Genomic DNA, 23,864 nt, shown 5'->3' with positions numbered 1-23,864 from the left:
TGCCTGCCCAGGCCCTGTACGGCGCCCAGACCCAACGCGCGGTCGACAACTTCCCGATCAGCGGCCAGCGCATGCCGGCCCAGTTCATTCGTGCTCTGCTGCTGGCCAAGGCAGCCGCGGCCAAGGCCAACATCGAGCTGGAACAACTGTCCGCCGCGCAGGGCCAAGCCATCGTCAAGGCTGTCGAGCAACTGTTGGCCGAAGACTTCATCCAGCATTTCCCGGTCGATGTGTTCCAGACCGGCTCCGGCACCAGCTCGAACATGAACGCCAACGAAGTGATCGCGACCTTGGCCAGCCGCGTACTGGGTGAGGCAGTCAATGCCAATGATCACGTCAACTGTGGCCAGAGCAGCAATGACATCATCCCGACCACTATCCACGTCAGTGCCGCGCTGGCCCTGCACGAACAGTTGCTGCCAGCCTTGGCGCACCTGGTACAGGTGATCGAGGCCAAGTCGGCGCAAGTGCATCAGTATGTGAAAACGGGCCGCACCCACCTGATGGACGCCATGCCGGTGCGCATGAGCCAGGTGCTGGATGGCTGGGCGGCACAGATCAACGGCGCCAAGGCACACCTCGAAGCCACCTTGCCGAGCCTGCAGGCGCTGGCCCAGGGCGGCACCGCCGTGGGTACCGGCATCAATGCCCACCCCCGGTTCGCTGGCGTGTTTGCCCGCCAACTCAGTGGCCTGACCCAAGTCGAGTTCACCCCAGGGCAAAACCTGTTTGCCCTGATCGGTTCGCAGGATACCGCCGTGGCCCTGTCTGGCCAGCTCAAGACTACCGCTGTGGCACTGATGAAAATTGCCAACGACCTGCGCTGGATGAACTCCGGCCCGCTGGCCGGCCTGGGCGAAATCGAGCTGCAAGGCCTGCAGCCTGGCTCTTCGATCATGCCGGGCAAGGTCAACCCGGTGATCCCGGAGGCCACTGCCATGGTCGCCGCCCAGGTGATCGGCAACGACGCCACCATCGCCATCGCGGGGCAGTCCGGTAACTTCGAGCTGAACGTGATGCTGCCGGTGATCGCCCGCAACCTGCTGGAAAGCATCGAGCTGATGGCCAACGTCAGCCGCTTGCTGGCCGACAAGGCCATCGCCACCTTCAAGGTCAACGAGGGCAAGCTCAAGGAAGCCCTGGCGCGCAACCCGATCCTGGTCACTGCGCTGAACCCGATCATCGGCTACCTCAAGGCCGCCGAAATCGCCAAGACCGCGTACAAGCAAGGTCGCCCGATCATCGATGTGGCGCTGGAGCACACCGATTTGTCGCGTGACCAGCTCGAAGCACTGCTGGACCCGGAAAAACTCACCGCCGGCGGAATCTGACCCTGCGTCACCGCCAAGGAGATTTGCCATGCAGCACTGGAAACGCACCACGGAAACCGCCAACCGCCTGTTCGATCAAGGCGAGCTGGTCGACGCCCGGGAACACTACCTGCAAGCCCTGGCGCTGGCCCAGGTGCTGTTCGAGCGCTGGCATGACGTCGACGAAGCGGTGGCCGCTTTCGTCATCGCCCACCATAACCTGGCCGACTTGCACCTGCGCCTGAACCAGCCGCAGGAAAGCGCCGACTACTTGTGCGCCGCTCACCAGCGGCTGCTGCAGGCCAGCCAGGAGACGCGCCTGCCGCAGGCGCTGCGTGATGCGGCCTTGCGCCACAGCGGGCGCACCTACACCGAACTGCTGAGTTTCATCGCCGAGTACGGCCAGTACCCGCGTACCGAGCGCCTGCTAAGTCGCCACAGCGCCGGGGCCAGCGAGCTCGCTGCCCAGCGGGACCTGGCACCCAGAACCCATGCCTACGGAATTCACTGACATGCCACATACCCTGTCTGCATTGCCATACGCCTATGACGCGCTGGAGCCGCACATCGACGCCCAGACCATGGAAATCCACCACACCAAGCATCATCAGACCTACGTGAATGGTCTCAATGCCGCTATCGAAGGCACCGAGTGGGCCGAATGGCCGGTTGAGAAGCTGGTTGGCGCCGTCAAGCAACTTCCGGAAAACCTGCGTGGCGCAGTGACCAACCACGGCGGCGGCCACGCCAACCACAGCCTGTTCTGGACCGTCATGTCGCCACAGGGTGGCGGTGAGCCTGTGGGCCAGCTGGCGCAAGCTGTCACCGCGCAACTGGGCGGCTTCGAGGCTTTCAAGGAGGCTTTCACCAAGGCTGCGCTGACGCGCTTCGGCAGCGGCTGGGCCTGGCTAAGCGTGACACCGCAGAAAACCCTGGTGGTAGAGAGCAGTGGCAACCAGGACAGCCCGTTGATGCACGGCAATACGCCAATCCTCGGCCTGGACGTGTGGGAGCACGCGTATTACCTCAAGTACCAAAACCGTCGTCCGGAATACATCGGCGCCTTCTACAACGTCATTGACTGGGCGCAAGTGGAGCGCCGTTACCTCGAAGCCCTGAAGTGAGTCGGACCGGTATGCGCTCTGAGGTGATGTCTGTCAGCAGTGTGCGCCTGTTCCGCCTGGCGCTTGGGACCTTGCTGTTGCTGGCTGGCACCGCGCTACTGGTAGCGCGTGGCCTCGCCTGGCTGGACCTGGAACCGCGCATGCTGCGCGCCCTGGAGGGCGGTGCGTTATGTGCACTGGGCACTGCACTGGGCGCAGTACCGGTACTGGTCATTCGCAACATGCCAGTGGCGCTGGCCGACACGCTGCTGGGTTTCGGCGCCGGTGTGATGCTGGCAGCCACCGCGTTTTCCCTGATCATTCCGGGGTTGGATGCCGCCCAGTCCATCGGGTTCAGCCCTTGGGGCGCGGGTGGCCTGATCAGCTTCGGCTTGTTGTTCGGTGCGCTGTGCCTGTTTCTGGTCGACCTCAAGGTGTCTGGCGCCTCGCCAGAAGCGCTGGTTGGCACCGACAATCAGCCGGTGATTGCTGCACGTATCTGGCTGTTTGTCATTGCCATCATTGCGCACAACATCCCTGAAGGCATGGCGATTGGAGTGTCGGCCGGTGGCGGCATGGCCGACGCCGACAGCCTGGCCATGGGCATTGCGTTGCAGGATGTGCCTGAGGGGCTGGTGATTGCGCTGGTGCTGGCCGGGGCGGGCATGCCGCGTTTCAAAGCCTTCCTGATAGGCGCTGCGTCAGGGCTGGTCGAACCGGTGGCCGCAGTGATCTGTGCCTGGCTGGTGAATGTTGCCGAACTCCTGCTGCCGCTGGGATTGGCCTGTGCGGCGGGGGCGATGCTGCTAGTGGTCACCCAGGAAATCATCCCGGAGTCGCGCAGCAATGGCCACCATCGGCTGGCTAGCCTGGGGTTGTGTATCGGCTTCTGTCTGATGATGGTGATGGATACCGCGATGTCCTGATTCATCATCAGGTTGGCGCGCACTCCAACAAGGAGTGTGCCGGCTTTATTCGCCTTCGTCGAAGAAGTTGTTGATCAGTTCGACCAGCGCGTCCATGGCATCGCTGTCTTGCTCACCCTCGGTATGCAGGTGCACCTGGGTGCCTTTGCCCGCTGCCAGCATCATCACCGCCATGATGCTCTTGCCATCCACCAGCTTGTCCGGCGCACGTCCAACCCGTACCTGGCAGGGGAAGCGGCCGGCCACGCCGACGAACTTGGCTGCCGCCCGGGCATGCAGGCCCAACTTGTTGATGATGGTGATTTCGCGGGCGGGCATCGTGGGGCGGATCCTTGGGCTAGAGGTCGCGGTGGCGGACCTGGACGTTTTTCAGGGTTTGCTGCAGGTGTTGGCCAAGGCGCTCGGTGATGTACACCGAACGGTGATGGCCGCCGGTGCAGCCGATGGCAATGGTGACATAAGCGCGGTTGCTGGCGGCGAAGCGGGGCAACCACTTGAGCAGATAGCCCGAAATGTCGTTGTACATGTCTTCGACATCCGGCTGGGCAGCCAGGTAGTCGATCACTGGCTGGTCGAGGCCCGAGTGCTCTCGCAGCTCGGGCTTCCAGTAGGGGTTGGGCAGGCAGCGCACATCGAACACTAGGTCGGCGTCGACCGGCATGCCGCGCTTGAAGCCGAACGACTCGACCAGGAACGCAGTGCCAGGCTCGGGTTGGTTGAGCAGGCGCAGCTTGATCGAGTCACGCAGCTGATACAGGTTCAGGTTGGTGGTGTCGATTTTCAGGTCGGCCAGGTCGGCGATCGGCCCCAGCAAATCGCTTTCCACGCGGATTGCTTCCGCGAGCGAGCGGTTGGCGTTGGTCAGCGGGTGGCGGCGGCGGGTTTCCGAGAAACGCTTGAGCAGCATATCTTCGTCGGCATCCAGAAACAGCACGTCGCACTGGATGTTCCGCGCGCGGGCTTCTTCGAGCAATTCGGGGAAGCGCGTCAGGTGGCTGGGCAGGTTGCGTGCGTCGATCGACACGGCAACCTTCGGTTGCAGCAGTTCGGTGTTGATCAGTGCGTCTTCCGCCAACTGCGGCAGCAGCCCGGCCGGCAGGTTGTCGATGCAGTAGAAACCGTTGTCTTCCAGGACATCGAGGGCAGTGCTCTTGCCGGAGCCGGACCGGCCGCTGACAATGATCAGGCGCATGTTCAGTGCTCGTTCTGTACGTCCAGGACAACCTGGAACAGGGCCTCACTGCTGGTGGCCGCACGCAGGCGATCACGGACCTCCTTGCGATCGAGCATGCTGGCGATCTGACGCAGCAGTTCCAGATGCGCATCGGTAGCGGCTTCGGGCACCAGGAGGACGAACATCAGGTCCACCGGCGCGCCATCGATGGCGTCGTAATCGATAGGTGCTTCAAGGTGCAGCAGGGCGCTGACAGGAGCGGAACATCCTTCAAGCCGGCAGTGCGGAATGGCGATGCCATTGCCGAAACCGGTAGAACCGAGTTTTTCCCGGGCGACCAGTTTTTCGAAGACGTCCTGCATCTCCAGTTCTGGCACTTGATCGGCGATGACGGTGGCGACCTTTTCCAGGGCGCGCTTCTTGCTGCCGCCCGGCACGTTCACAAGGGAACGGCCGGGGGTCAGGATGGTTTCAAGTCGGATCATGGATGAGGGGGATCAGCGGGCAGCTGCACCTTGCAGCAGGCTTTGCTGTTTTTCCTTGTGTTTTTTCAGTTGGCGGTCGAGCTTGTCGGCCAAGGCGTCGATCGCTGCATACATATCTTCGTGTTCGGCGTTGGCTACCACTTCGCCGCCGGGAATCTGCAGGGTCGCTTCGACCTTCTGCTGCAGCTTCTCGACTTTCATGATGACCTGCACGTTGGTGATCTTGTCGAAGTGACTTTCCACGCGAGCGAGCTTTTCAAGCACATAGTCGCGAAGTGGCTGGGTGACTTCTACATGCTGTCCACTGATATTGACTTGCATACAGCTTCTCCTTTGTTGCCCGTGCATAAAGAAGCAGGTCTTGCACCTGCCCCACAAACGCTGTGGCACATCTCAGGGGCTACATCAGTCGCTTGCGTTCGCTCGACGGTGCGATGCCGAGGGACTCGCGGTACTTGGCGACGGTGCGACGGGCTACCTGGATGCCTTGTGCCTCCAGTAAACCAGCGATCTTGCTGTCACTCAATGGCTTTTTCTGATTTTCCGCTGCAACCAGTTTTTTGATGATCGCGCGGATCGCCGTGGACGAGCATTCTCCGCCTTCGGAGGTGCTGACGTGGCTGGAGAAAAAGTATTTCAGTTCGTAGATGCCACGCGGTGTGTGCATGTACTTTTGCGTGGTAACCCGCGAAATGGTCGACTCGTGCATGCCCACCGCTTCGGCGATGTCGTGCAACACCAACGGCTTCATTGCTTCATCGCCGTGGTCGAGGAAGCCGCGCTGGTGCTCGACGATCTGCGTGGCAACCTTCATCAGTGTTTCATTGCGGCTTTGCAGGCTCTTGATGAACCAGCGCGCTTCTTGCAGCTGGTTGCGCATGAAGGTGTTGTCGGCGCTGGTGTCGGCACGGCGTACGAAGCCCGCGTACTGTGGGTTTACGCGCAGGCGTGGGATGGCTTCCTGGTTCAGCTCCACCAGCCAGCGCTCGCTGTCCTTGCGCACGATGACGTCAGGCACTACGTACTCGGGCTCGCTGGATTCGATCTGCGAACCGGGGCGCGGGTTGAGGCTTTGCACCAGCTCGATGACCTGGCGCAGCTCGTCTTCCTTGATTTTCATGCGCCGCATCAACTGGCTGTAGTCGCGGCTGCCGAGCAGGTCGATGAAATCGGTGACCAGGCGCTTGGCTTCGGTCATCCACGGGGTGCTGGCGGGCAGCTGGCGCAGTTGCAGCAGCAGGCATTCGCCCAGGTTACGTGCGCCCACGCCAGCTGGCTCGAACTGCTGGATGCGGTGCAGTACCGCTTCGACTTCGTCCAGCTCGATATCCAGCTCAGGGTCGAAACCTGCGCAGATTTCCTCGAGGGTGTCTTCCAGATACCCCTGGCCGTTGATGCTGTCGATCAGGGTTACGGCGATCAGGCGGTCGGTATCGGACATCGGCGCCAGGTTCAGCTGCCACAGCAGGTGGCTTTGCAGGCTCTCGCCGGCCGATGTGCGGGTGGTGAAGTCCCACTCGTCGTCATCGTTGCTCGGCAGGCTGCTGGCGCTGGTCTGGTAGATGTCTTCCCAGGCGGTATCGACCGGAAGCTCGTTGGGGATGCGCTCGCCCCACTCACCGTCTTCCAGGCTGTCGGCACTGACAGTGCTTTCCTGGAAGCTATTGTCCTGGGCTTCGGCGGCCGGCTTGTTTTCGGCGTTGTCCGCCATCGGGTCGCTGTTGTCGAAGTCGTCGCCGTCTTCCTGACGTTCGAGCATCGGGTTCGACTCCAGCGCTTCCTGGATTTCCTGTTGGAGGTCCAGGGTGGAAAGCTGGAGCAGACGGATGGCCTGTTGCAACTGCGGTGTCATCGTCAGTTGCTGGCCCATTTTTAGGACGAGCGATGGTTTCATGGCTGGGGCTTAATACCTTGTTCGCCGGCGCGCATGCGCCATCCACTACACGAGGGCGCCGAGGCGCCAGATCAAGCAAGTTTTATGCCTTAAATTGTAGCGTTTGCCTAGAGTACCGTAACAACTTTACCCGTAGTTTTGGGGCTATTTGCCGGTACTCCAGGCGCGCCTCGGGTCAGAGGCGGAACTCGTGGCCCAGGTAAACCTCTTTGACCAGATCGTTGGCAAGGATGGTTTCGGCGTCGCCTTCGGCAATCAACCGGCCATCGTTGACGATGTAGGCGGTTTCGCAGATATCCAGGGTCTCACGCACGTTGTGGTCGGTGATCAGTACACCGATACCTTTGGCCTTGAGGTGGTGGATGATCTGCTTGATGTCGCCGACCGAGATCGGGTCGACACCTGCGAACGGTTCGTCCAGCAGGATGAACTTGGGTGCGGTCGCCAGGGCGCGGGCAATTTCGACGCGGCGGCGTTCACCGCCGGACAGGCTCATGCCGAGGTTGTCGCGGATGTGGCTGATGTGGAACTCCTGCAGCAGGCTTTCCAGCTCCTTGCGGCGGCCTTCGCGGTCCAGGTCCTTGCGGGTTTCGAGGATGGCCATGATGTTGTCGGCCACCGACAGCTTGCGGAAGATCGAAGCTTCCTGCGGCAGGTAGCCGATACCGGCGCGCGCACGGCCATGCATGGGCTGATGGCTGACATCGAGGTTGTCGATCAGTACCCGGCCCTGTTCGGCCTGGACCAGCCCGACGATCATGTAGAAGCAGGTGGTCTTGCCGGCGCCGTTAGGGCCGAGCAGGCCGACGATCTGGCCGCTGTCGATCGACAGGCTGACATCACGTACCACCTGCCGGCCCTTGTAGCTCTTGGCCAGGTGCTGGGCTTTGAGGGTTGCCATTTACTCGGCCTTCTTCTTGGGCTGGATCACCATGTCGATACGCTGACGCGGTGTAGTCACGTTGCCACCGCGACCGGCGGTCGCCACCTGGGTCTGGGTGTTGTAGACGATCTTCTCGCCTTCGGTGGTGTTGCCTTCGTTCTCGACCTTGGCGCGGTCGGTGAGGATCACCAGGTCCTTCTGCGACTGGTACTGGATGGTCACGCCCCAGCCCTTCATCTTGTCCGGCTTGGCGGCGCTCTGCTGCTGCTCGAAGTAGGCCAGGTTGCCCACCGAGGTCACCACGTCGATATCGCCGGAGGCGGAACGGGTGATGGTCACGGTGTTGCCTTTGATCATCATCGAACCCTGGGTGATGATCACGTCGCCGGTGTAGGTGGCCACGCCTTGCTTGTCATCCAGGTGGGCGTTATCGGCCTGGATGCGGATAGGCTGGTCACGGTCATTCGGCAGGGCGAGGGCGCTCGCGCTTCCCAGTGCTGCGCTCAGGCTGAGCAAAAGGGGGAGGGTTTTAACGAGCCTCATACTGTCCTCTTACGTTAGAGAGCAAGTCCATCTTGCCTTCTTTCAAATACGCTTTCATTCCTTTGCCCGTAGTTGTGCCACCGGCGCCGTCGATTCTAACGGCTTGCTCGGTCTGCGCATATTGCTTCTGCGGGAACACGGTCATGCGTGAGCTGGTAATGATGGTTTCACGCTGCTTTTCGTCGGTGCGGGCAACCCGTACCTTGTCGATCAGCTCGACCTCGGTACCGTCCGGGTTGACCTCGGCGCGGGTGCTTTGCACGTGCCACGGGTATTCGGTGCCGCGGTACATGTGCAGGTCCGGCGTGGTCAGCAGGGTAATTTCGCTGGCCTTGAGGTGCTCGACCTTGTCGGCGGTCATTTCGTACTGCAGCTTGCCGTCGGGCAGGAACTGCACGCTGTGGGCGTTGATCGCGTAATAGTCGATGGCGCTTTCGTCGACTTGGGCCACCGGCTTGTCGAGGAAGCTTTCCGGGCTGACATTCCAGTAGCCAATGGCTACCAGCAGGGCGGCGATCGCCCCGAGCAGCACAATGTTTCGGGCTTTCTTGCTGAACATGGGCAGCCTTACAGGTAGTTGGCGTTGGCAGCGTCCAGGGTGCCCTGGGCCTGCATGATCAGTTCGCAGAATTCACGGGCCGCGCCTTCGCCACCGCGTGCCTGGGTCACGCCATGAGCGTGCTGGCGTACGAACGGTGCGGCGTTGGCTACAGCCATGCCCAGTGCCACCCGGCGAATCACCGGCAGGTCGGGCAGGTCATCCCCCAGGTAGGCCACTTGATCATAGCTTAGGCCCAGTTCGGCGAGCAGGCCGTCAAGCACCACCAATTTATCCTCGCGCCCCTGATACAGGTGCGGGATACCGAGGTTCTTGGCGCGACGCTCGACCACCGGGGTCTTGCGCCCGCTGATGATGGCGGTGGTCACCCCCGAGGCCATGAGCATCTTGATGCCCTGGCCATCGAGCGTGTTGAAGGTCTTGAATTCGCTGCCGTCCTCGAGGAAGTACAGGCGCCCGTCGGTGAGCACGCCGTCCACGTCGAATACCGCGAGCTTGATGCTCTTGCCGCGTTGCATGAGGTCCTGGTTCATTCCATCGCTCCTTTACATTACGCCGGCGCGCAGCAGGTCGTGCATGTTCAGGGCGCCGGTCGGGCGGTCCTCGCGGTCCACCACCACCAGGGCGCCGATCTTGTGGTCTTCCATGATCTTCAGGGCTTCGGCGGCGAGCATTTCGGCCCGCGCGGTTTTGCCATGAACGGTCATGACCTGGTCGATCAGGGTGGTGTGCACATCGATGTTGCGGTCCAGGCTGCGGCGCAGGTCGCCGTCGGTGAAGATCCCGGCCAGCTTGCCATCGGGCTCGACGATCACGGTCATGCCCAAACCTTTGCGGGACATTTCAAGCAGCGCATCCTTGAGCAGGGTGCCGCGAGGTACCTGAGGCAGCTCATCGCCGCTGTGCATGACGTTCTCGACCTTCAGCAGCAGGCGGCGGCCCAGCGCACCGCCTGGGTGCGAGAAGGCGAAGTCCTCGGCGGTGAAGCCGCGGGCCTCGAGCAGGGCGATGGCCAGCGCGTCACCCAGTACTAGCGATGCCGTGGTGGAGGAGGTGGGCGCCAGGTTGAGCGGGCAGGCTTCTTGCTCGACACGGGCGTCGAGGTTGACCTCGGCGGCCTGGGCCAGCGGCGAGTCCGGGTTGCCGGTCAGGCTGATAAGTTTGATGCCCAGGCGTTTGATCAGCGGCAGCAGGGTGACGATTTCGGCAGTGCTGCCGGAATTCGACAGGGCAAGGATGACATCATCGCGGGTGATCATGCCCATGTCGCCATGGCTGGCTTCGGCCGGATGTACGAAAAACGCCGGGGTGCCGGTGCTGGCGAGGGTTGCGGCGATCTTGTTGCCGATGTGCCCGGACTTGCCCATGCCGACCACGACAACCCGGCCCTTGCTGGCCAGGATGAGTTCGCAGGCCTTGACGAAATTGTCGTCGATGCGCGCCAGCAGGGCCTCTACGGCCTCGAGTTCCAGGCGCAGGGTGCGTTGGGCGGATTGGATCAGCTCGCTGGATTGGCTCATGTCGAAAAAGCAGTGCCTGATGAAAAGGCCGCGATTATACGCGCAATGAAGAAAACCCTCACCCCTTCGATTGCTGTAGCGAATGTCATCAAAGCCTGTCTCGGGGCTGAACGACTGCTTGCCTGGCCTTGGGGCGGCGCTGTCAGCGGTGCTATAGTTCGCCGCTATTCGGCCTGCCAGGGGTGCGTGTGCCTTCCTGATGGAGGCCGGCGTCCATTAGGACGAGGCTGCACTAGCAAGGAGTCTAGATGAGTGTGGATAGCGCCTACGCGGTCGAGTTGAAGGGGGTTACCTTCAAACGCGGTTCGCGCAGCATTTTCAGCAACGTCGACATCCGCATCCCGCGCGGCAAGGTCACCGGCATCATGGGACCATCGGGTTGCGGCAAGACCACGTTGCTCCGCCTGATGGGCGCGCAGCTGCGCCCTTCCAGCGGTGAGGTATGGGTGGCCGGCCAGAACCTGCCGACGCTGTCGCGCAGCGACCTGTTCGACGCCCGCAAGCAGATGGGTGTGCTGTTCCAGAGCGGCGCGCTGTTCACCGACCTCGACGTGTTCGAGAACGTCGCGTTCCCGCTGCGCGTGCATACCCAGCTGTCGGATGAAATGATCCGTGACATCGTGTTGATGAAGCTGCAGGCCGTGGGCCTGCGCGGCGCCATCGACCTGATGCCCGACGAGCTGTCCGGTGGCATGAAGCGCCGAGTGGCGCTGGCTCGAGCGATTGCCTTGGACCCGCAGATCCTCATGTACGACGAACCGTTCGTCGGCCAGGACCCGATCGCCATGGGGGTACTTGTGCGCCTGATCCGCCTGCTCAACGACGCCCTGGGCATCACCAGCATCGTGGTTTCCCATGACCTGGCAGAAACCGCCAGCATTGCCGATTACATCTACGTGGTAGGTGATGGTCAGGTGCTGGGCCAGGGCACGCCTGATGAGCTGATGGGCTCGGACAACCCACGGATTCGCCAATTCATGAAAGGCGACCCGGACGGCCCGGTACCCTTCCACTTTCCCGCGCCTGACTACCGCGCCGACCTGCTGGGGGCGCGTTGATGCGCAGAAAATCCTTACTCGAACGTGTCCGTCTGCTGGGCCGTTCGGCAATCGACGTGCTGGCCGTGCTCGGGCGTTCGTGCCTGTTCCTGTTCCATGCGCTGGTCGGTCGCGGCGGCATTGGCGGCGGCTTCCAACTGCTGACCAAGCAGCTGTACTCGGTGGGTGTGCTGTCGCTGGCGATCGTTGTCGTGTCCGGGGTATTCATCGGCATGGTGCTGGCGCTGCAGGGTTACAGCATCCTGACCAAATACGGCTCGGAACAGGCGGTAGGGCAAATGGTTGCCCTGACCCTGCTGCGTGAGCTTGGCCCGGTGGTGACGGCGCTGCTGTTCGCGGGCCGTGCCGGTTCCGCGTTGACCGCCGAAATCGGCAACATGAAGTCCACCGAGCAGTTGTCGAGCCTGGAAATGATTGGCGTCGACCCGCTCAAGTACATCGTTGCGCCACGTTTGTGGGCCGGTTTCATCTCGCTGCCGCTGCTGGCGCTGATCTTCAGCGTGGTCGGTATCTGGGGTGGCTCGTGGGTGGCGGTGGACTGGCTGGGCGTCTACGAGGGCTCGTTCTGGGCCAACATGCAGAACAGTGTTTCATTCACTGACGACGTGCTCAACGGGCTGGTCAAGAGCCTGGTGTTCGCTTTCGTCACAACCTGGATCGCCGTTTTCCAGGGGTACGACTGTGAGCCCACCTCAGAAGGGATCAGCCGTGCCACCACCAAGACCGTGGTCTATGCCTCGTTGGCAGTGCTGGGTCTGGACTTTATTCTGACCGCCTTGATGTTTGGAGATTTCTGATGCAAAACCGCACCCTGGAAATCGGTGTCGGCCTGTTCCTCCTGGCCGGGATCCTGGCGCTGCTGCTGCTGGCCCTGCGAGTCAGCGGGCTGTCGGCCAGCCCGAGCAGCGATACCTATAAAGTTTATGCCTACTTCGACAATATCGCCGGTTTGACGGTCAGAGCTAAAGTGACAATGGCCGGTGTGACCATCGGCAAGGTCACCGCCATCGATCTGGACCGTGATTCCTACACCGGTCGGGTGACGCTGCAACTGGACAAGTCGGTGGACAACCTGCCGACCGACTCCACTGCCTCGATCCTGACCGCAGGTCTGCTTGGCGAGAAGTACATCGGCATCAGCGTGGGCGGTGAAGACCAGGTGCTCAAGGAGGGCGCGACCATCCATGACACCCAGTCGGCACTGGTGCTGGAAGATCTGATTGGCAAGTTCCTGCTCAACTCTGTTGGCAAGGAACCGAAAGAAGCGCAACCGGCTAATTAAGGAGTTTCCATGATTTCGATCCTGCGACGTGGCTTGCTGGTCCTGCTGGCGGCCTTCCCCTTGCTGACCATGGCTGCGCAGACACCGCACGATGTGGTCCAGGGCACCACCAATGAACTGCTCGGCGACCTCAAGGCCAACAAGGAGCAGTACAAGTCCAACCCCAACGCCTTCTATGAATCGCTGAACCGCATTCTTGGACCGGTGGTGGACGCAGACGGTATTTCCCGCAGCATCATGACCGTCAAGTACTCGCGCAAGGCTACCCCGGAGCAGATGCAGCGCTTCCAGGAAAACTTCAAGCGCAGCCTGATGCAGTTCTATGGCAATGCCCTGCTCGAATACAACAACCAGGGTATCGTTGTCGATCCGGCCAAGGCCGATGACGGCAAGCGCGCCAGTGTCGGCATGAAGGTGACCGGCAACAACGGTGCCGTGTACCCGGTGCAGTACACCCTGGAAAACATCGGCGGTGAGTGGAAGGTGCGTAACGTGATCGTCAATGGCATCAATATTGGCAAACTGTTCCGCGATCAGTTCGCCGATGCCATGCAGCGCAACGGCAACGACCTGGACAAGACCATCGATGGCTGGGCCGGCGAAGTGGCCAAGGCCAAGCAGGCGGCCGACAACTCGCCAGAGAAGACCGTCCAATGAGTGAGGCCGGTGTGAGCATGGCCGAGCCGGGCGTACTGCGCCTGGCGGGTGTGCTGGACTACCGCAGCGGCCCGGCCTTGCGCAAGCAGGGCAAGGCGCTGATCGACGGTTCTCGCGAGCCACGTCTGGTGCTTGATTGCTCGGCTGTCGAGAAGTCGTCGAGTGTCGGCTTGTCGCTATTGCTTGCGTACATTCGCGACGCGCAGGCCACCGGCAAGGCGTGCGAGGTACGTGGCATGCCCGACGACATGCGGGAAATTGCCGGGGTCTATGACCTTGATGAAGTGCTGGCAACCTGATGGCCCGGCGCGGATGATGGCCCCTCGGTCAGCGAAGCCTTCGTTGGGCTTCGCAGGCGAGGGGCTTTTTTGTATGATGGCCGACCCGTGCGCATCGGGCGCCGATTGAGGTTGAGCATGCAGGCCGTAGAAGTTAAAAGCTTCCTTGAAGAGAAATTGCCGGGTTCCCGGGTCGAAGTTGAAGGCGAAGGCTGCAACTTCCAGTTGAACGTGATCAGCGACGAGTTGGCTGGCCTGAGCCCGGTCAAACGCCAGCAGGCGATCTATGCTCACCTGAATCCGTGGATCGCCAATGGCAGCATCCATGCGGTAACCATGAAATTTTTCAGCAGCGCAGCCTGGGCTGAGCGCACCTGAGCCAACTTGGCGGCGAGATTCCAATGGACAAACTGATTATTACTGGCGGCGCTCGTCTTGACGGCGAGATCCGCATTTCGGGCGCGAAAAACGCAGCCCTGCCGATTCTGGCGGCGACCCTGCTGGCCGATGGCCCGGTCACCGTGGGCAACCTGCCACACCTGCACGACATCACCACCATGATCGAGCTGTTCGGGCGCATGGGCATCGAGCCTGTTATCGACGAAAAGCTGTCGGTGGAGATCGACCCACGTACCATCAAGACCCTGGTTGCGCCTTACGAACTGGTCAAGACCATGCGCGCCTCGATCCTGGTGCTGGGCCCGATGGTTGCCCGATTCGGCGAAGCCGAAGTGGCCTTGCCTGGCGGCTGCGCCATTGGTTCGCGCCCGGTCGACCTGCACATCCGCGGCCTTGAGGCCATGGGTGCGAAGATCGAAGTAGAAGGCGGCTACATCAAGGCCAAGGCACCTGAAGGTGGCCTGCGTGGCGCGCACTTCTTCTTCGACACCGTGAGCGTGACCGGTACCGAGAACATCATGATGGCCGCAGCCCTGGCCAAGGGCCGCAGCGTGCTGCAGAACGCCGCGCGCGAGCCTGAAGTGGTTGACCTGGCCAACTTCATCAACGCCATGGGCGGCAACGTCCAGGGCGCTGGCACCGATACCATCACCATCGATGGCGTCGAGCGCCTGCACTCGGCCAACTACCGTGTGATGCCGGACCGTATCGAAACCGGTACCTACTTGGTCGCCGCCGCCGTGACCGGTGGCCGCGTCAAGGTCAAGGACACCGACCCGACCATCCTTGAAGCCGTACTGGAAAAACTCAAGGAAGCCGGCGCTGACATCAACACTGGTGAAGACTGGATCGAGCTGGACATGCATGGCAAGCGGCCCAAAGCCGTCAACCTGCGTACGGCCCCGTACCCGGCGTTCCCGACCGACATGCAGGCGCAGTTCATCTCGCTGAACGCCATTGCCGAAGGCACTGGCGCGGTGATCGAGACCATCTTCGAAAACCGCTTCATGCACGTTTACGAAATGCACCGCATGGGCGCGCAGATCCAGGTCGAAGGCAACACTGCCATCGTCACCGGCGTCAAGGCGCTGAAAGGCGCGCCGGTCATGGCCACCGACCTGCGAGCTTCCGCCAGCCTGGTATTGTCGGCGCTGGTTGCCGAAGGCGATACGTTGATCGATCGCATCTACCACATCGACCGTGGTTACGAGTGTATCGAAGAGAAACTGCAGATGCTCGGCGCAAAAATCCGCCGCGTACCGGGCTAAACAGCCCGCTGGTGCAAGGACGCACCTTTCGAATTGAATGCGGCCAGGTCGATGACCTGGCCGGCAGCAGCCGCTTAAGGACCGACGTTCCAATGTTGACCATCGCGCTTTCCAAAGGCCGTATTCTCGACGATACCCTGCCGTTGCTGGCCGAGGCCGGTATCGTGCCGACCGAGAACCCGGACAAGAGCCGCAAACTGATCATCCCCACCACGCAGGACGACGTGCGCCTGCTGATCGTGCGTGCCACCGATGTGCCGACCTATGTCGAGCATGGTGCTGCCGACCTGGGTGTGGCCGGCAAGGACGTGCTGATGGAGTACGGCGGCCAGGGCCTGTACGAGCCCCTGGACCTGCAGATTGCCCAGTGCAAGCTGATGACCGCTGGCGTGGTCGGCGCACCCGAGCCCAAGGGCCGCCTGCGTGTGGCCACCAAGTTCGTCAACGTAGCCAAGCGCTACTACGCCGAACAAGGCCGCCAGGTCGACATCATCAAGCTGTATGGCTCGATGGAGCTGGCACCGCTGATCAACCTTGCCGACAAGATCATCGACGTGGTCGACACCGGCAACACCCTGCGTGCCAACGGCCTGGAGCCCCAGGAACTGATCGCCACGATCAGCTCGCGCCTGGTGGTCAACAAAGCCTCCATGAAGATGCAGCACGCCCGCATCCAGAACTTGATCGACACGCTGCGCCAAGCGGTCGAATCGCGACACCGCGGCTGATTCCTGAGCGCGGCCTTCGCTGTCGCGCCCGTCTATCCGCGTCATAGCCATTTTTCTCAGGTGCCCGCGCGGATGGACTGGTAGCCTAGGGCGCCTGAGCATTCGCTAATAATCGAGGCCCTCGCCATGACCGTGTCCACTGCAATTGCCCGTCTCAACGCTGCTGATCCGGATTTCGCCCGACATCTGGATCATCTGCTGAGCTGGGAAAGTGTGTCTGATGACGCGGTCAACCAGCGCGTGCTCGACATCATCAAGGCCGTGCGTGAGCGTGGCGATGCCGCGCTGGTGGAATTCACCCAGCGTTTCGATGGTGTCGATGCGAAGTCGATTGAAGACCTGATCCTCAACCGCGAACGCCTGGAACTGGCGCTGACCCGCATTACCCCTATCCAGCGCGAAGCCCTGGAAAAGGCCGCCAACCGTGTGCGCATGTACCACGAACGGCAGAAGCAGGACTCCTGGCAGTACACCGAAGCCGACGGCACCGTGCTCGGCCAGAAAGTCACCCCACTGGACCGTGCTGGCCTGTACGTGCCAGGCGGCAAGGCGTCGTACCCGTCGTCGGTGCTGATGAACGCCATCCCGGCCAAGGTTGCCGGCGTGGCCGAAGTGGTGATGGTAGTGCCGACCCCGCGTGGTGAGGTCAACGAACTGGTGCTGGCCGCCGCGTGCATCGCCGGTGTCGACCGTGTGTTCACCGTCGGGGGGGCTCAGGCTGTCGCTGCGCTGGCCTACGGTACCGAAAGCGTGCCGCAGGTCGACAAGATCGTCGGCCCTGGCAACATCTACGTTGCCACCGCCAAGCGCCACGTGTTCGGCCAGGTAGGCATCGACATGATCGCCGGCCCGTCAGAAATCCTCGTGGTCTGCGACGGCCAGACCGACCCGGACTGGATCGCCATGGACCTGTTCTCCCAGGCCGAACACGACGAAGACGCCCAGGCCATTCTGGTTAGCCCGGATGCCGCCTTCCTCGACCGCGTTGCCGCCAGCATCGACAAGCTGATGCCGACCATGGAGCGTGCCGAGATCATCGAGAAGTCGATCAATGGCCGTGGCGCGCTGATCCAGGTGCGTGACATGCAGCAGGCCATGGATGTGGCCAACCGCATCGCCCCGGAGCACCTGGAGCTGTCGGTGGCCGACCCGCAGGCCTGGCTGCCGCACATTCGCCACGCTGGCGCGATCTTCATGGGCCGCCACACCAGCGAAGCGCTGGGCGACTACTGCGCCGGCCCCAACCACGTGCTGCCCACCTCCGGCACCGCGCGCTTCTCGTCGCCGCTGGGGGTGTATGACTTCCAGAAGCGTTCGTCGATCATCTTCTGCTCCGAGCAGGGTGCATCCGAATTGGGCCACACCGCCTCGGTCCTGGCCCGTGGCGAGTCGCTGACCGCCCACGCCCGTAGCGCCGAATACCGTATCCTGACCCAAGACAAGGGGAACTGAGCATGAGTCGATTCTGGAGCCCCTTCGTCAAGGACCTGGTGCCTTACGTGCCGGGCGAGCAACCCAAGCTGGCCCGCCTGGTCAAGCTGAACACCAACGAAAACCCCTATGGCCCGTCGCCCAAGGCGCTGGAGGCCATGCGTGGCGAGTTGAACGACAACCTGCGCTTGTACCCGGACCCGAACGGTGATCGCCTCAAACAAGCGGTGGCCGAGTACTACGGCGTGACACCGGCGCAAGTGTTTGTCGGCAACGGCTCGGACGAGGTGCTGGCGCACATCTTCCACGGTCTGTTCCAGCACGATGCACCGCTGCTGTTCCCCGATATCAGCTACAGCTTCTACCCGGTGTACTGTGGCCTGTACGGTATCGCCTTCGAACAGGTGGCGCTGGACGAGCAGTTCCAGATCCGCATCGAGGATTACAACAAGCCCAATGCAGGCATCATCTTCCCCAACCCCAACGCGCCGACCGGCTGCTTGATGCCGCTGCAAGCGGTGGAGCAATTGCTGCTGGCCAACCGTGATTCGGTGGTGGTGGTGGATGAGGCCTACATTGATTTCGGTGGTGAAACGGCCATCAGCCTGGTGGACCGCTACGATAATCTGTTGGTGACCCAGACGCTGTCGAAGTCGCGTTCGCTGGCAGGCTTGCGCGTTGGCCTGGCGGTTGGGCACCCCGACCTGATCGAGGCGCTGGAGCGAATCAAGAACAGCTTCAACTCCTACCCGTTGGACCGTGCGGCCATCGTCGGCGCGGCGGTGGCGTTCGAGGATCGCGAGTACTTCGAGCAAACCTGCCGCAAGGTGATCGAAAGCCGCGAAGTGCTGGTTGGCGAGCTGCAGGCCAAGGGCTTCGAGGTGTTGCCATCAGCGGCCAACTTCATCTTCGCCCGCCACCCGCAGCAGGATGCCGGCGAGCTGGCGGCACGGCTGCGCGAGCAGGGCGTGATCGTGCGCCACTTCAAACAGCCACGCATCGCCCAGTTCCTGCGTATCACCATCGGTACACCGGAGATGAACCAGGCGCTGCTGGACGCGTTGAGCTGACTGTATCCGCAGCCTTCGCGGGGCGGCCTGGGGTGACGAACGCCTTGGCCGCCGGCCGGTTGCGCACCGCCGCCGGTGTACCATCGAGCACCAGCACATAATCGTTCTGCTTTCCCATGCCCTCCGGATCAGTCCATTGCCCGTCGCTGGCTGCTACCTGGGCAACCACTTGCCCGTTCTTGATGATCGTCAGGTAGCCATCGGCGTTGCTGTTCCAGCGCAGCCGCCCTGTCTTCTCATCGGCCCGCACCTTGCGTACGCCGGTGTTGCCCAGTAAAGGTGTGCCGTCCAGTAGCCACTCCGGCTGCAGCTTGAGGCCCATGTGGCGCAACACCGTGGGCGCTACCGAGGTTTGCGCAGGTAGCCCATACAGGTTGTTGGGGCCAGGCATTTCTGCGGGAATGCTCAGTTCGGTCAGTTCCTGATTCAGCGGCTTGCTGCTGGCGATGAAGATGCTCTTCTCCTGCTCTGAAACGCTGCCGTGGCCTTTTCCCCAATAATCCCGGCCGTGGTCGGTGCTGACGATAACCAGCCAGTCTTCCTGCGGGAACATGCGGCGCCGCTGGTCCACCTTGTCCAGTAAATGCCCGATCTCGATGTCCACCTTGCGCAATGCCTGCAGGTAGCGCTGGCCGTAACCCTCGTTGTGGCCGACTTGGTCAGGTTCGTCCAGTTGAATGAAGGTGAAGTCGGCAGGTGTATTGCCGAGGATCTGCAACGTACGTTCGGTCACCTGTGCATCCGTCAAACCACTTTCGCGCACGTCGGCGCCGTGCGCGTCTTCCAGCAGAAATGCCGTGTTGATGGGGGGGCAGTTGACGATGCTGGCAAGGTAAGCGTTGGGGAAAGCCTGGCGTAACCGCTTGAACAGGCTGGGAAAGGCCGGGTTTACCCGCTGTGAGTCGGCGTTTGAGTCAACGCCATGTTTGTTGCTCCACACGCCGGTCAGCAAGGTGACCCAGCCGGGACCGCTCAAGGTCGGTTGTTCGCTGGCCGTGCCATTGATGCCACCGGCGTAGGCCTTGCCGTAGTAAAGCCGTTGCGCCAAGTTGGTGGCGTCGCCCAGTTGCAGGTACTGCTGCAATTGCACGCCGCCAAGGCCAATGAACAAGGCTTTGGGCTGGCTTGGATGCCGGGCCGGCTCGCAGCCCGGCAGCAGGGCCAGGAGCAGCAGTAACAACAGGTTCACGCGTCGCATCAACGTATACCTTGAGAGTACGTTGTGAGCGTTGCAACAAAGGCCTATGCCCACAACTGGCAGAAATGACAGGTGGTTTACGGCGTTGCCCGCTATCCAGTAAGCTGCGCAAATTCATCGGATGATTGGTTGAGTGGCATGAGTACAGAATTGACCAAGCGTTCCTTGGTGGAACTGGCGGTTGAACGTATGCGCGAACGCATCGTTTTGGGCGACTGGCAGGTCGGCCAGCGCCTGCCGACCGAACCGGAACTGGCCCTGCAGCTGGGCATCAGCCGTAACACCGTCCGTGAGGCCATGCGCGTGCTGGCTTTCAGTGGCCTGGTAGAAATCCGCCAGGGTGATGGCAGCTACCTGCGCACGGCCCAGGACCCGCTGCAGGCGGTGCAGGCAATGTCGCGCTGCACCCCCGAGCAGGCCCGTGAAACCCGCCATATCCTCGAAACCGAGGCTATCGGCCTGGCGGCCTTGCGACGTACCGACGCCGACCTGCAGGCGCTACGTGATGCCCTGGCAGGCAGTGCCGGGCACTTTCACGGGGATGTCGATGCCTATGTGACGTGTGATCTGGTGTTTCACCAACGGCTGGTCGATGCCGCCCACAACCCGGCGTTAAGCGAGCTGTATCGTTACTTTTCCGGGGTGGTGGCTGCCGCGCTGCAGCGCAACATGGCGACCGTGCCACGCTGCCAGGCCACGTTCGACCTGCATGGGCAGATCCTCGACGCCATCGAGCAACGCGACGCGGAGCGGGCCAAGCGCCTGAGCCGTACCCTCATCGAATCCTGACTCCGAGAAGGCCATGGCTGAATCAATCACACGCAATACCCCGCCAAAGGAGCGCGAGCTCGATGAGCTGCTGATCGACGCTGAAGCTGACGACGAGCAGGTGCAGCAGCAGCCCGTGCTGCTGAGGCGGCCCTGGTTTTTGTTGCTGGGCCTGGTGCTGGTGGCGTTGAACTTGCGCCCGGCGCTGTCGAGCATGGCGCCGGTGCTGGGCCAGGTCTCCGAGGGCCTGGGGCTCAATGCCTCGCAGGCAGGCTTGCTGACCACCTTGCCGGTGCTGTGCCTGGGCCTGTTCGCGCCGCTGGCGCCTGCGCTGGCACGGCGCTTTGGCAGCGAGCGGGTGATCGTCGGCATTCTGGTTACCCTGGCGCTGGGTATCGGGGTGCGAAGCACATTTGGCGTCACCGGGGTGTTTCTCGGTAGCCTGATGGCGGGTGCCAGCATCGGCATTATCGGCGTGTTGCTGCCGGGTATCGTCAAGCGCGATTTCCCGCAGCACGCTGGCACGCTGACCGGTTTGTACACCATGGCTTTGTGCCTGGGCGCGGCCATGGCGGCGGGGGCCACCGTACCCTTGGCCCAGCATTTCGACGGTAGTTGGGCGCTGGGGCTGGGCTTCTGGGGGCTGCCGGCCTTGCTGGCCATGCTGGTGTGGCTGCCTCAGGCCCGGCACGGGCATGGCCTGCACAAGGTTGCCTATCGCGTGCGTGGCCTGTGGCGCGACCCGCTGGCCTGGCAGGTGACCCTGTACATGGGGCTGCAGTCGTCGTTGGCCTACATCGTCTTTGGCTGGTTGCCGTCGATCCTGATCGGCCGCGGCCTAAGCCCGACCGAGGCGGGGCTGGTGCTGTCGGGCTCGGTGATCGTGCAGTTGATCAGCTCGCTCACAGCACCTTGGTTGGCCACCCGTGGCAAGGACCAACGGCTGGCTATCGTGGTGGTCATGTTGATCACCCTGGCGGGGTTGTTCGGTTGCCTGTATGCACCGATCTCCGGGCTGTGGGGCTGGGCCGTGGTGCTTGGTCTGGGGCAGGGCGGTACTTTTGCCCTGGCGCTGACCTTGATCGTGCTGCGCTCGAAGGACGCGCACGTTGCGGCAAACCTGTCGAGCATGGCCCAGGGGGTCGGTTACACCCTGGCGTCAATGGGGCCATTTGCGGTGGGGTTGGTGCATGACATGACCGGGGGCTGGGCGGCAGTGGGGTGGATTTTCGCGGTGCTGGGTACTGGCGCCATCGTGTTCGGGCTGGGTGCCGGGCGGGCGTTGCATGTACAGGTGATAAGCGAGAAGGTCTGAGTGCCGGCACTGGTATAAGCCTTCGGGGCGGATTATCGTGCTGCTTTCGACCCGAGGACGGACCAGCCCCCATGAGCGACGCCAACCGCGACCTGATCACCCGCTTCTACCAGGCCTTCCAGCGCCTGGATGCCGAGGCCATGCTGGCCTGCTACAGCGACGATATCGTTTTCAGCGACCCGGTGTTCGGGACCCTGCGCGGCAAGGACGCGGGCGATATGTGGCGGATGCTCACCAGCCGCGCCAAAAACTTCACCCTGACGTTCGACAGCGTCCGCGCTGATGAGCGCACGGGTGCTGCGCACTGGGTGGCAACCTACCTGTTCAGCCAGACCGGCCGCGTCGTGGTCAATGACATCCAGGCGCGCTTTGTCATTCGCGATGGGCTGATCTGCCAGCATGACGACACGTTCGACCTGTGGCGCTGGTCGCGGCAGGCGCTTGGGGTGCCCGGCATGTTGCTGGGTTGGTCGCCGCTGTTGCAGAACAAGGTCCGCCTGCAAGCATTCAAGGGTTTGCGCGCCTTCCAGCAGGCCCAAGGTGAGTGAAGTCGTCGAACCTGTGGTTGGTAAACCCTGGTTTGTCTACCTGGTACGGGCGGCCAATGGCTCGTTGTATTGCGGCATCAGCGATGATCCGCAACGGCGCTTCGTGGCACATCAGAAGGGGCAGGGCGCCCGCTACTTCAAGACCAGCCCGGCCCAGGCGCTGGTGTATGTGGAGCAGTGGCCGGATAAAGGCGAAGCGTTGCGCCAGGAACGGTTGGTGAAGCGGCTGCGCAAGTCGGCGAAGGAGGCACTGGTGGCCTCCTTCAAAGGCGTTGGGGGAATCAGTCCTTGCGGCGCTTCAGCTGATCGACCAACGTCGTCGGCAGCCCCTTGATGATCAGGGTGCCCGCAGCTTCGTCATATTCAACCTTGTCACCCAGCAAGTGCGCCTCGAAGCTGATCGACAGGCCTTCGGCGCGCCCGGTGAAGCGGCGGAACTGGTTCAGTGTGCGTTTGTCCGCGGGGATTTCCGGCGACAGGCCGTAGTCCTTGTTGCGGATATGGTCGTAGAACGCTTTGGGCCGGTCCTCGTCGATCAGGCTGGACAGTTCCTCCAGCGTCACCGGTTCGCCCAGCTTGGTCTGGGTGGTGGCGTACTCGACCAGGGTCTGGGTCTTTTCGCGGGCGGATTCTTCCGGCAGGTCTTCGCTTTCGACAAAGTCGCTGAAGGCCTTGAGCAGGGTACGGGTTTCGCCCGGGCCATCAACGCCTTCCTGGCAGCCGATGAAATCGCGGAAGTAATCCGAGACCTTCTTGCCGTTCTTGCCCTTGATGAACGAAATGTACTGCTTGGAGTTCTGGTTGTTCTTCCACTCCGACAGGTTGATGCGCGCCGCCAGGTGCAGCTGGCCAAGGTCGAGGTGACGTGACGGGGTGACGTCCAGCTCGGCGTTCACCGCCACGCCTTCGCTGTGGTGCAGCAGGGCGATTGCCAGGTACTCGGTCATGCCTTGCTGGTAGTGGGCAAACAGGATGTGCCCGCCGGTGGACAGGTTGGACTCTTCCATCAGCTTCTGCAGGTGCTCGACAGCGACGCGGCTGAAGGCGGTGAAGTCCTTTTCCTCATCCAGGTACTGTTTGAGCCAGCCGCTCAGCGGGTAGGCCCCCGATTCGCCGTGGAAAAACCCCCAGGCCTTGCCTTGCTTGGCGTTATAGCTGTCATTGAGGTCGGCCAGCAGGTTTTCGATGGCATCGGAGGCCGCCAGTTCAGAGTCGCGAGCATGCAGCACGGCGGGGCTGCCATCGGGCTTTTTGTCGATCAGGTGAACGATGCAATGACGAATTGGCATGGAATTCTCGGCGAGCTGCAAAAGTCGCCAAGTTTACCCTACACGCAAGGTGATGCAGTGGCCGTATGTTGGCAGATATGTCGGTTGTTCGTTTTTTGTTCAATTTTGTACGAATTAAGCTAAAACCCCCGAAAAACCTGCATTAAATCGAAGCGTGCAGCGGATATTTATCCATTCC

30 protein-coding genes are annotated in these 23,864 nt (G+C 62.1%); 18 read left to right on the top strand and 12 right to left on the bottom strand.

What is annotated here, in order from left to right; all coding sequences use genetic code 11:
• The 4 genes from APH42_RS13015 to APH42_RS13000 form a co-directional block, all read left to right on the top strand.
• Positions 1 to 1,331: lyase family protein (locus APH42_RS13015; protein ID WP_060493440.1), on the top strand; the 1,331-nt coding region annotated here is incomplete at its 5' end.
• Positions 1,332 to 1,359: 28 nt separating this feature from the next.
• Complete coding sequence (locus tag APH42_RS13010; protein WP_012270651.1) at positions 1,360 to 1,821, top strand: hypothetical protein; 462 nt, start codon at positions 1,360 to 1,362, stop codon at positions 1,819 to 1,821.
• A gap of 1 nt (position 1,822) precedes the next feature.
• Positions 1,823 to 2,434 (top strand): superoxide dismutase, encoded by a 612-nt coding sequence (locus APH42_RS13005; protein ID WP_060493439.1) that lies wholly within the window; start codon positions 1,823 to 1,825, stop codon positions 2,432 to 2,434.
• Between the two features lie 11 nt (positions 2,435 to 2,445).
• On the top strand, positions 2,446 to 3,339 hold the full coding sequence (locus tag APH42_RS13000) for a ZIP family metal transporter (protein WP_012270653.1): 894 nt from the start codon (positions 2,446 to 2,448) through the stop codon (positions 3,337 to 3,339).
• Positions 3,340 to 3,384: 45 nt separating this feature from the next.
• On the opposite strand, the gene APH42_RS12995 is transcribed toward APH42_RS13000, so the two are convergent.
• The 10 genes from APH42_RS12995 to APH42_RS12950 form a co-directional block, all read right to left on the bottom strand.
• Entirely contained in the window at positions 3,385 to 3,657 is a 273-nt protein-coding gene (locus APH42_RS12995; protein WP_010952144.1) for an HPr family phosphocarrier protein, read from the bottom strand.
• 19 nt (positions 3,658 to 3,676) lie between these two features.
• Complete coding sequence (gene rapZ, locus APH42_RS12990; protein WP_012270654.1) at positions 3,677 to 4,531, bottom strand: RNase adapter RapZ; 855 nt, start codon at positions 4,529 to 4,531, stop codon at positions 3,677 to 3,679.
• Positions 4,532 to 4,533: 2 nt separating this feature from the next.
• Complete coding sequence (ptsN, locus tag APH42_RS12985; RefSeq protein ID WP_060493438.1) at positions 4,534 to 4,998, bottom strand: PTS IIA-like nitrogen regulatory protein PtsN; 465 nt, start codon at positions 4,996 to 4,998, stop codon at positions 4,534 to 4,536.
• Positions 4,999 to 5,010: 12 nt separating this feature from the next.
• The gene (hpf, locus tag APH42_RS12980; RefSeq protein ID WP_003255135.1) at positions 5,011 to 5,319 is read right to left on the bottom strand and encodes a ribosome hibernation-promoting factor, HPF/YfiA family; all 309 of its coding nucleotides are present in this window, start codon (positions 5,317 to 5,319) and stop codon (positions 5,011 to 5,013) included.
• A gap of 79 nt (positions 5,320 to 5,398) precedes the next feature.
• Positions 5,399 to 6,892: an RNA polymerase factor sigma-54 gene (locus tag APH42_RS12975; protein WP_060493437.1), complete on the bottom strand. Its 1,494-nt coding sequence runs from the start codon at positions 6,890 to 6,892 to the stop codon at positions 5,399 to 5,401.
• A gap of 175 nt (positions 6,893 to 7,067) precedes the next feature.
• Complete coding sequence (gene lptB / locus APH42_RS12970; protein ID WP_012270657.1) at positions 7,068 to 7,793, bottom strand: LPS export ABC transporter ATP-binding protein; 726 nt, start codon at positions 7,791 to 7,793, stop codon at positions 7,068 to 7,070.
• Positions 7,794 to 8,318 carry a lipopolysaccharide transport periplasmic protein LptA gene (gene lptA / locus APH42_RS12965; protein ID WP_012270658.1) on the bottom strand — a complete coding sequence of 175 codons (525 nt, stop codon included), beginning with the start codon at positions 8,316 to 8,318 and terminating at the stop codon, positions 7,794 to 7,796.
• Entirely contained in the window at positions 8,305 to 8,877 is a 573-nt protein-coding gene (lptC, locus tag APH42_RS12960) for an LPS export ABC transporter periplasmic protein LptC (protein ID WP_012270659.1), read from the bottom strand. Before lptC ends, lptA begins: the two co-directional genes overlap by 14 nt.
• A gap of 8 nt (positions 8,878 to 8,885) precedes the next feature.
• Positions 8,886 to 9,410: an HAD family hydrolase gene (locus tag APH42_RS12955; protein WP_012270660.1), complete on the bottom strand. Its 525-nt coding sequence runs from the start codon at positions 9,408 to 9,410 to the stop codon at positions 8,886 to 8,888.
• A 12-nt stretch (positions 9,411 to 9,422) separates the two neighbouring features.
• The gene (locus tag APH42_RS12950; RefSeq protein WP_012270661.1) at positions 9,423 to 10,397 is read right to left on the bottom strand and encodes an SIS domain-containing protein; all 975 of its coding nucleotides are present in this window, start codon (positions 10,395 to 10,397) and stop codon (positions 9,423 to 9,425) included.
• A gap of 248 nt (positions 10,398 to 10,645) precedes the next feature.
• Between APH42_RS12950 and APH42_RS12945 the strand changes: the two genes are divergently transcribed.
• The 10 genes from APH42_RS12945 to hisC all read left to right on the top strand — a co-directional run bounded on the left by APH42_RS12945 (position 10,646) and on the right by hisC (position 18,568).
• On the top strand, positions 10,646 to 11,455 hold the full coding sequence (locus APH42_RS12945; protein WP_012270662.1) for an ATP-binding cassette domain-containing protein: 810 nt from the start codon (positions 10,646 to 10,648) through the stop codon (positions 11,453 to 11,455).
• Positions 11,455 to 12,252, top strand: a complete 798-nt coding sequence (gene mlaE, locus APH42_RS12940) for a lipid asymmetry maintenance ABC transporter permease subunit MlaE (protein ID WP_012270663.1) — start codon at positions 11,455 to 11,457, stop codon at positions 12,250 to 12,252. Before APH42_RS12945 ends, mlaE begins: the two co-directional genes overlap by 1 nt.
• Positions 12,252 to 12,737: an outer membrane lipid asymmetry maintenance protein MlaD gene (gene mlaD / locus APH42_RS12935; RefSeq protein ID WP_012270664.1), complete on the top strand. Its 486-nt coding sequence runs from the start codon at positions 12,252 to 12,254 to the stop codon at positions 12,735 to 12,737. The genes mlaE and mlaD overlap by 1 nt, the downstream gene beginning before the upstream one ends.
• A gap of 9 nt (positions 12,738 to 12,746) precedes the next feature.
• Positions 12,747 to 13,394, top strand: coding sequence for a phospholipid-binding protein MlaC (locus APH42_RS12930; RefSeq protein WP_012270665.1), 648 nt, complete (start codon positions 12,747 to 12,749; stop codon positions 13,392 to 13,394).
• On the top strand, positions 13,391 to 13,693 hold the full coding sequence (locus APH42_RS12925; protein WP_012270666.1) for a lipid asymmetry maintenance protein MlaB: 303 nt from the start codon (positions 13,391 to 13,393) through the stop codon (positions 13,691 to 13,693). The genes APH42_RS12930 and APH42_RS12925 overlap by 4 nt, the downstream gene beginning before the upstream one ends.
• 117 nt (positions 13,694 to 13,810) lie before the next feature.
• The gene (locus tag APH42_RS12920; protein WP_003255121.1) at positions 13,811 to 14,050 is read left to right on the top strand and encodes a BolA family protein; all 240 of its coding nucleotides are present in this window, start codon (positions 13,811 to 13,813) and stop codon (positions 14,048 to 14,050) included.
• A gap of 23 nt (positions 14,051 to 14,073) precedes the next feature.
• Complete coding sequence (gene murA, locus APH42_RS12915; protein WP_012270667.1) at positions 14,074 to 15,339, top strand: UDP-N-acetylglucosamine 1-carboxyvinyltransferase; 1,266 nt, start codon at positions 14,074 to 14,076, stop codon at positions 15,337 to 15,339.
• Positions 15,340 to 15,431: 92 nt separating this feature from the next.
• Positions 15,432 to 16,067: an ATP phosphoribosyltransferase gene (gene hisG, locus APH42_RS12910; protein WP_012270668.1), complete on the top strand. Its 636-nt coding sequence runs from the start codon at positions 15,432 to 15,434 to the stop codon at positions 16,065 to 16,067.
• A gap of 126 nt (positions 16,068 to 16,193) precedes the next feature.
• The gene (gene hisD, locus APH42_RS12905; RefSeq protein WP_012270669.1) at positions 16,194 to 17,519 is read left to right on the top strand and encodes a histidinol dehydrogenase; all 1,326 of its coding nucleotides are present in this window, start codon (positions 16,194 to 16,196) and stop codon (positions 17,517 to 17,519) included.
• Between the two features lie 2 nt (positions 17,520 to 17,521).
• Complete coding sequence (gene hisC, locus APH42_RS12900) at positions 17,522 to 18,568, top strand: histidinol-phosphate transaminase (protein ID WP_060493436.1); 1,047 nt, start codon at positions 17,522 to 17,524, stop codon at positions 18,566 to 18,568.
• Here the strand turns inward: hisC and APH42_RS12895 are convergent.
• Positions 18,516 to 19,766 carry an alkaline phosphatase family protein gene (locus tag APH42_RS12895; RefSeq protein ID WP_060493435.1) on the bottom strand — a complete coding sequence of 417 codons (1,251 nt, stop codon included), beginning with the start codon at positions 19,764 to 19,766 and terminating at the stop codon, positions 18,516 to 18,518. The two genes, hisC and APH42_RS12895, sit on opposite strands and share 53 nt — an antisense overlap.
• A gap of 138 nt (positions 19,767 to 19,904) precedes the next feature.
• Between APH42_RS12895 and APH42_RS12890 the strand changes: the two genes are divergently transcribed.
• From APH42_RS12890 to APH42_RS29190, 4 genes are all read left to right on the top strand, one after another.
• Positions 19,905 to 20,555 (top strand): FadR/GntR family transcriptional regulator, encoded by a 651-nt coding sequence (locus tag APH42_RS12890; protein WP_012270672.1) that lies wholly within the window; start codon positions 19,905 to 19,907, stop codon positions 20,553 to 20,555.
• Between the two features lie 13 nt (positions 20,556 to 20,568).
• Positions 20,569 to 21,849 carry an MFS transporter gene (locus APH42_RS12885; RefSeq protein WP_060493434.1) on the top strand — a complete coding sequence of 427 codons (1,281 nt, stop codon included), beginning with the start codon at positions 20,569 to 20,571 and terminating at the stop codon, positions 21,847 to 21,849.
• Between the two features lie 71 nt (positions 21,850 to 21,920).
• Positions 21,921 to 22,397 (top strand): nuclear transport factor 2 family protein, encoded by a 477-nt coding sequence (locus APH42_RS12880; protein WP_060493433.1) that lies wholly within the window; start codon positions 21,921 to 21,923, stop codon positions 22,395 to 22,397.
• Positions 22,390 to 22,731: a GIY-YIG nuclease family protein gene (locus APH42_RS29190; RefSeq protein WP_012270675.1), complete on the top strand. Its 342-nt coding sequence runs from the start codon at positions 22,390 to 22,392 to the stop codon at positions 22,729 to 22,731. The genes APH42_RS12880 and APH42_RS29190 overlap by 8 nt, the downstream gene beginning before the upstream one ends.
• On the opposite strand, the gene yejK is transcribed toward APH42_RS29190, so the two are convergent.
• Entirely contained in the window at positions 22,679 to 23,686 is a 1,008-nt protein-coding gene (gene yejK, locus APH42_RS12875) for a nucleoid-associated protein YejK (RefSeq protein WP_012270676.1), read from the bottom strand. The genes APH42_RS29190 and yejK overlap by 53 nt on opposite strands.
• Positions 23,687 to 23,864 lie beyond the last annotated feature (178 nt).

Origin of the sequence: Pseudomonas sp. NBRC 111140 (genome assembly GCF_001320885.1) — a bacterium.
GTDB lineage: Bacteria > Pseudomonadota > Gammaproteobacteria > Pseudomonadales > Pseudomonadaceae > Aquipseudomonas > Aquipseudomonas putida_P.
This window is presented reverse-complemented; position numbering and strand designations above follow the sequence as displayed.

Excerpts from the sequence above, each read along its gene's own strand:
- APH42_RS12930 (WP_012270665.1), top strand. The coding sequence starts at position 12,747 with ATGATTTCGATCCTGCGACGTGGCTTGCTGGTCCTGCTGGCGGCCTTC.
- APH42_RS12975 (WP_060493437.1), bottom strand. The coding sequence starts at position 6,892 with ATGAAACCATCGCTCGTCCTAAAAATGGGCCAGCAACTGACGATGACA.
- APH42_RS13005 (WP_060493439.1), top strand. The coding sequence starts at position 1,823 with ATGCCACATACCCTGTCTGCATTGCCATACGCCTATGACGCGCTGGAG.
- APH42_RS12995 (WP_010952144.1), bottom strand. The coding sequence starts at position 3,657 with ATGCCCGCCCGCGAAATCACCATCATCAACAAGTTGGGCCTGCATGCC.
- hpf (WP_003255135.1), bottom strand. The coding sequence starts at position 5,319 with ATGCAAGTCAATATCAGTGGACAGCATGTAGAAGTCACCCAGCCACTT.
- mlaE (WP_012270663.1), top strand. The coding sequence starts at position 11,455 with ATGCGCAGAAAATCCTTACTCGAACGTGTCCGTCTGCTGGGCCGTTCG.
- APH42_RS12955 (WP_012270660.1), bottom strand. The coding sequence starts at position 9,410 with ATGAACCAGGACCTCATGCAACGCGGCAAGAGCATCAAGCTCGCGGTA.
- lptB (WP_012270657.1), bottom strand. The coding sequence starts at position 7,793 with ATGGCAACCCTCAAAGCCCAGCACCTGGCCAAGAGCTACAAGGGCCGG.
- hisC (WP_060493436.1), top strand. The coding sequence starts at position 17,522 with ATGAGTCGATTCTGGAGCCCCTTCGTCAAGGACCTGGTGCCTTACGTG.
- APH42_RS12890 (WP_012270672.1), top strand. The coding sequence starts at position 19,905 with ATGAGTACAGAATTGACCAAGCGTTCCTTGGTGGAACTGGCGGTTGAA.
- lptC (WP_012270659.1), bottom strand. The coding sequence starts at position 8,877 with ATGTTCAGCAAGAAAGCCCGAAACATTGTGCTGCTCGGGGCGATCGCC.
- hisD (WP_012270669.1), top strand. The coding sequence starts at position 16,194 with ATGACCGTGTCCACTGCAATTGCCCGTCTCAACGCTGCTGATCCGGAT.
- lptA (WP_012270658.1), bottom strand. The coding sequence starts at position 8,318 with ATGAGGCTCGTTAAAACCCTCCCCCTTTTGCTCAGCCTGAGCGCAGCA.
- ptsN (WP_060493438.1), bottom strand. The coding sequence starts at position 4,998 with ATGATCCGACTTGAAACCATCCTGACCCCCGGCCGTTCCCTTGTGAAC.
- APH42_RS12885 (WP_060493434.1), top strand. The coding sequence starts at position 20,569 with ATGGCTGAATCAATCACACGCAATACCCCGCCAAAGGAGCGCGAGCTC.
- APH42_RS12925 (WP_012270666.1), top strand. The coding sequence starts at position 13,391 with ATGAGTGAGGCCGGTGTGAGCATGGCCGAGCCGGGCGTACTGCGCCTG.
- APH42_RS13010 (WP_012270651.1), top strand. The coding sequence starts at position 1,360 with ATGCAGCACTGGAAACGCACCACGGAAACCGCCAACCGCCTGTTCGAT.
- APH42_RS12920 (WP_003255121.1), top strand. The coding sequence starts at position 13,811 with ATGCAGGCCGTAGAAGTTAAAAGCTTCCTTGAAGAGAAATTGCCGGGT.
- hisG (WP_012270668.1), top strand. The coding sequence starts at position 15,432 with ATGTTGACCATCGCGCTTTCCAAAGGCCGTATTCTCGACGATACCCTG.
- yejK (WP_012270676.1), bottom strand. The coding sequence starts at position 23,686 with ATGCCAATTCGTCATTGCATCGTTCACCTGATCGACAAAAAGCCCGAT.
- APH42_RS12945 (WP_012270662.1), top strand. The coding sequence starts at position 10,646 with ATGAGTGTGGATAGCGCCTACGCGGTCGAGTTGAAGGGGGTTACCTTC.
- murA (WP_012270667.1), top strand. The coding sequence starts at position 14,074 with ATGGACAAACTGATTATTACTGGCGGCGCTCGTCTTGACGGCGAGATC.
- APH42_RS12895 (WP_060493435.1), bottom strand. The coding sequence starts at position 19,766 with ATGCGACGCGTGAACCTGTTGTTACTGCTGCTCCTGGCCCTGCTGCCG.
- APH42_RS12880 (WP_060493433.1), top strand. The coding sequence starts at position 21,921 with ATGAGCGACGCCAACCGCGACCTGATCACCCGCTTCTACCAGGCCTTC.
- mlaD (WP_012270664.1), top strand. The coding sequence starts at position 12,252 with ATGCAAAACCGCACCCTGGAAATCGGTGTCGGCCTGTTCCTCCTGGCC.
- rapZ (WP_012270654.1), bottom strand. The coding sequence starts at position 4,531 with ATGCGCCTGATCATTGTCAGCGGCCGGTCCGGCTCCGGCAAGAGCACT.
- APH42_RS12950 (WP_012270661.1), bottom strand. The coding sequence starts at position 10,397 with ATGAGCCAATCCAGCGAGCTGATCCAATCCGCCCAACGCACCCTGCGC.
- APH42_RS13000 (WP_012270653.1), top strand. The coding sequence starts at position 2,446 with ATGCGCTCTGAGGTGATGTCTGTCAGCAGTGTGCGCCTGTTCCGCCTG.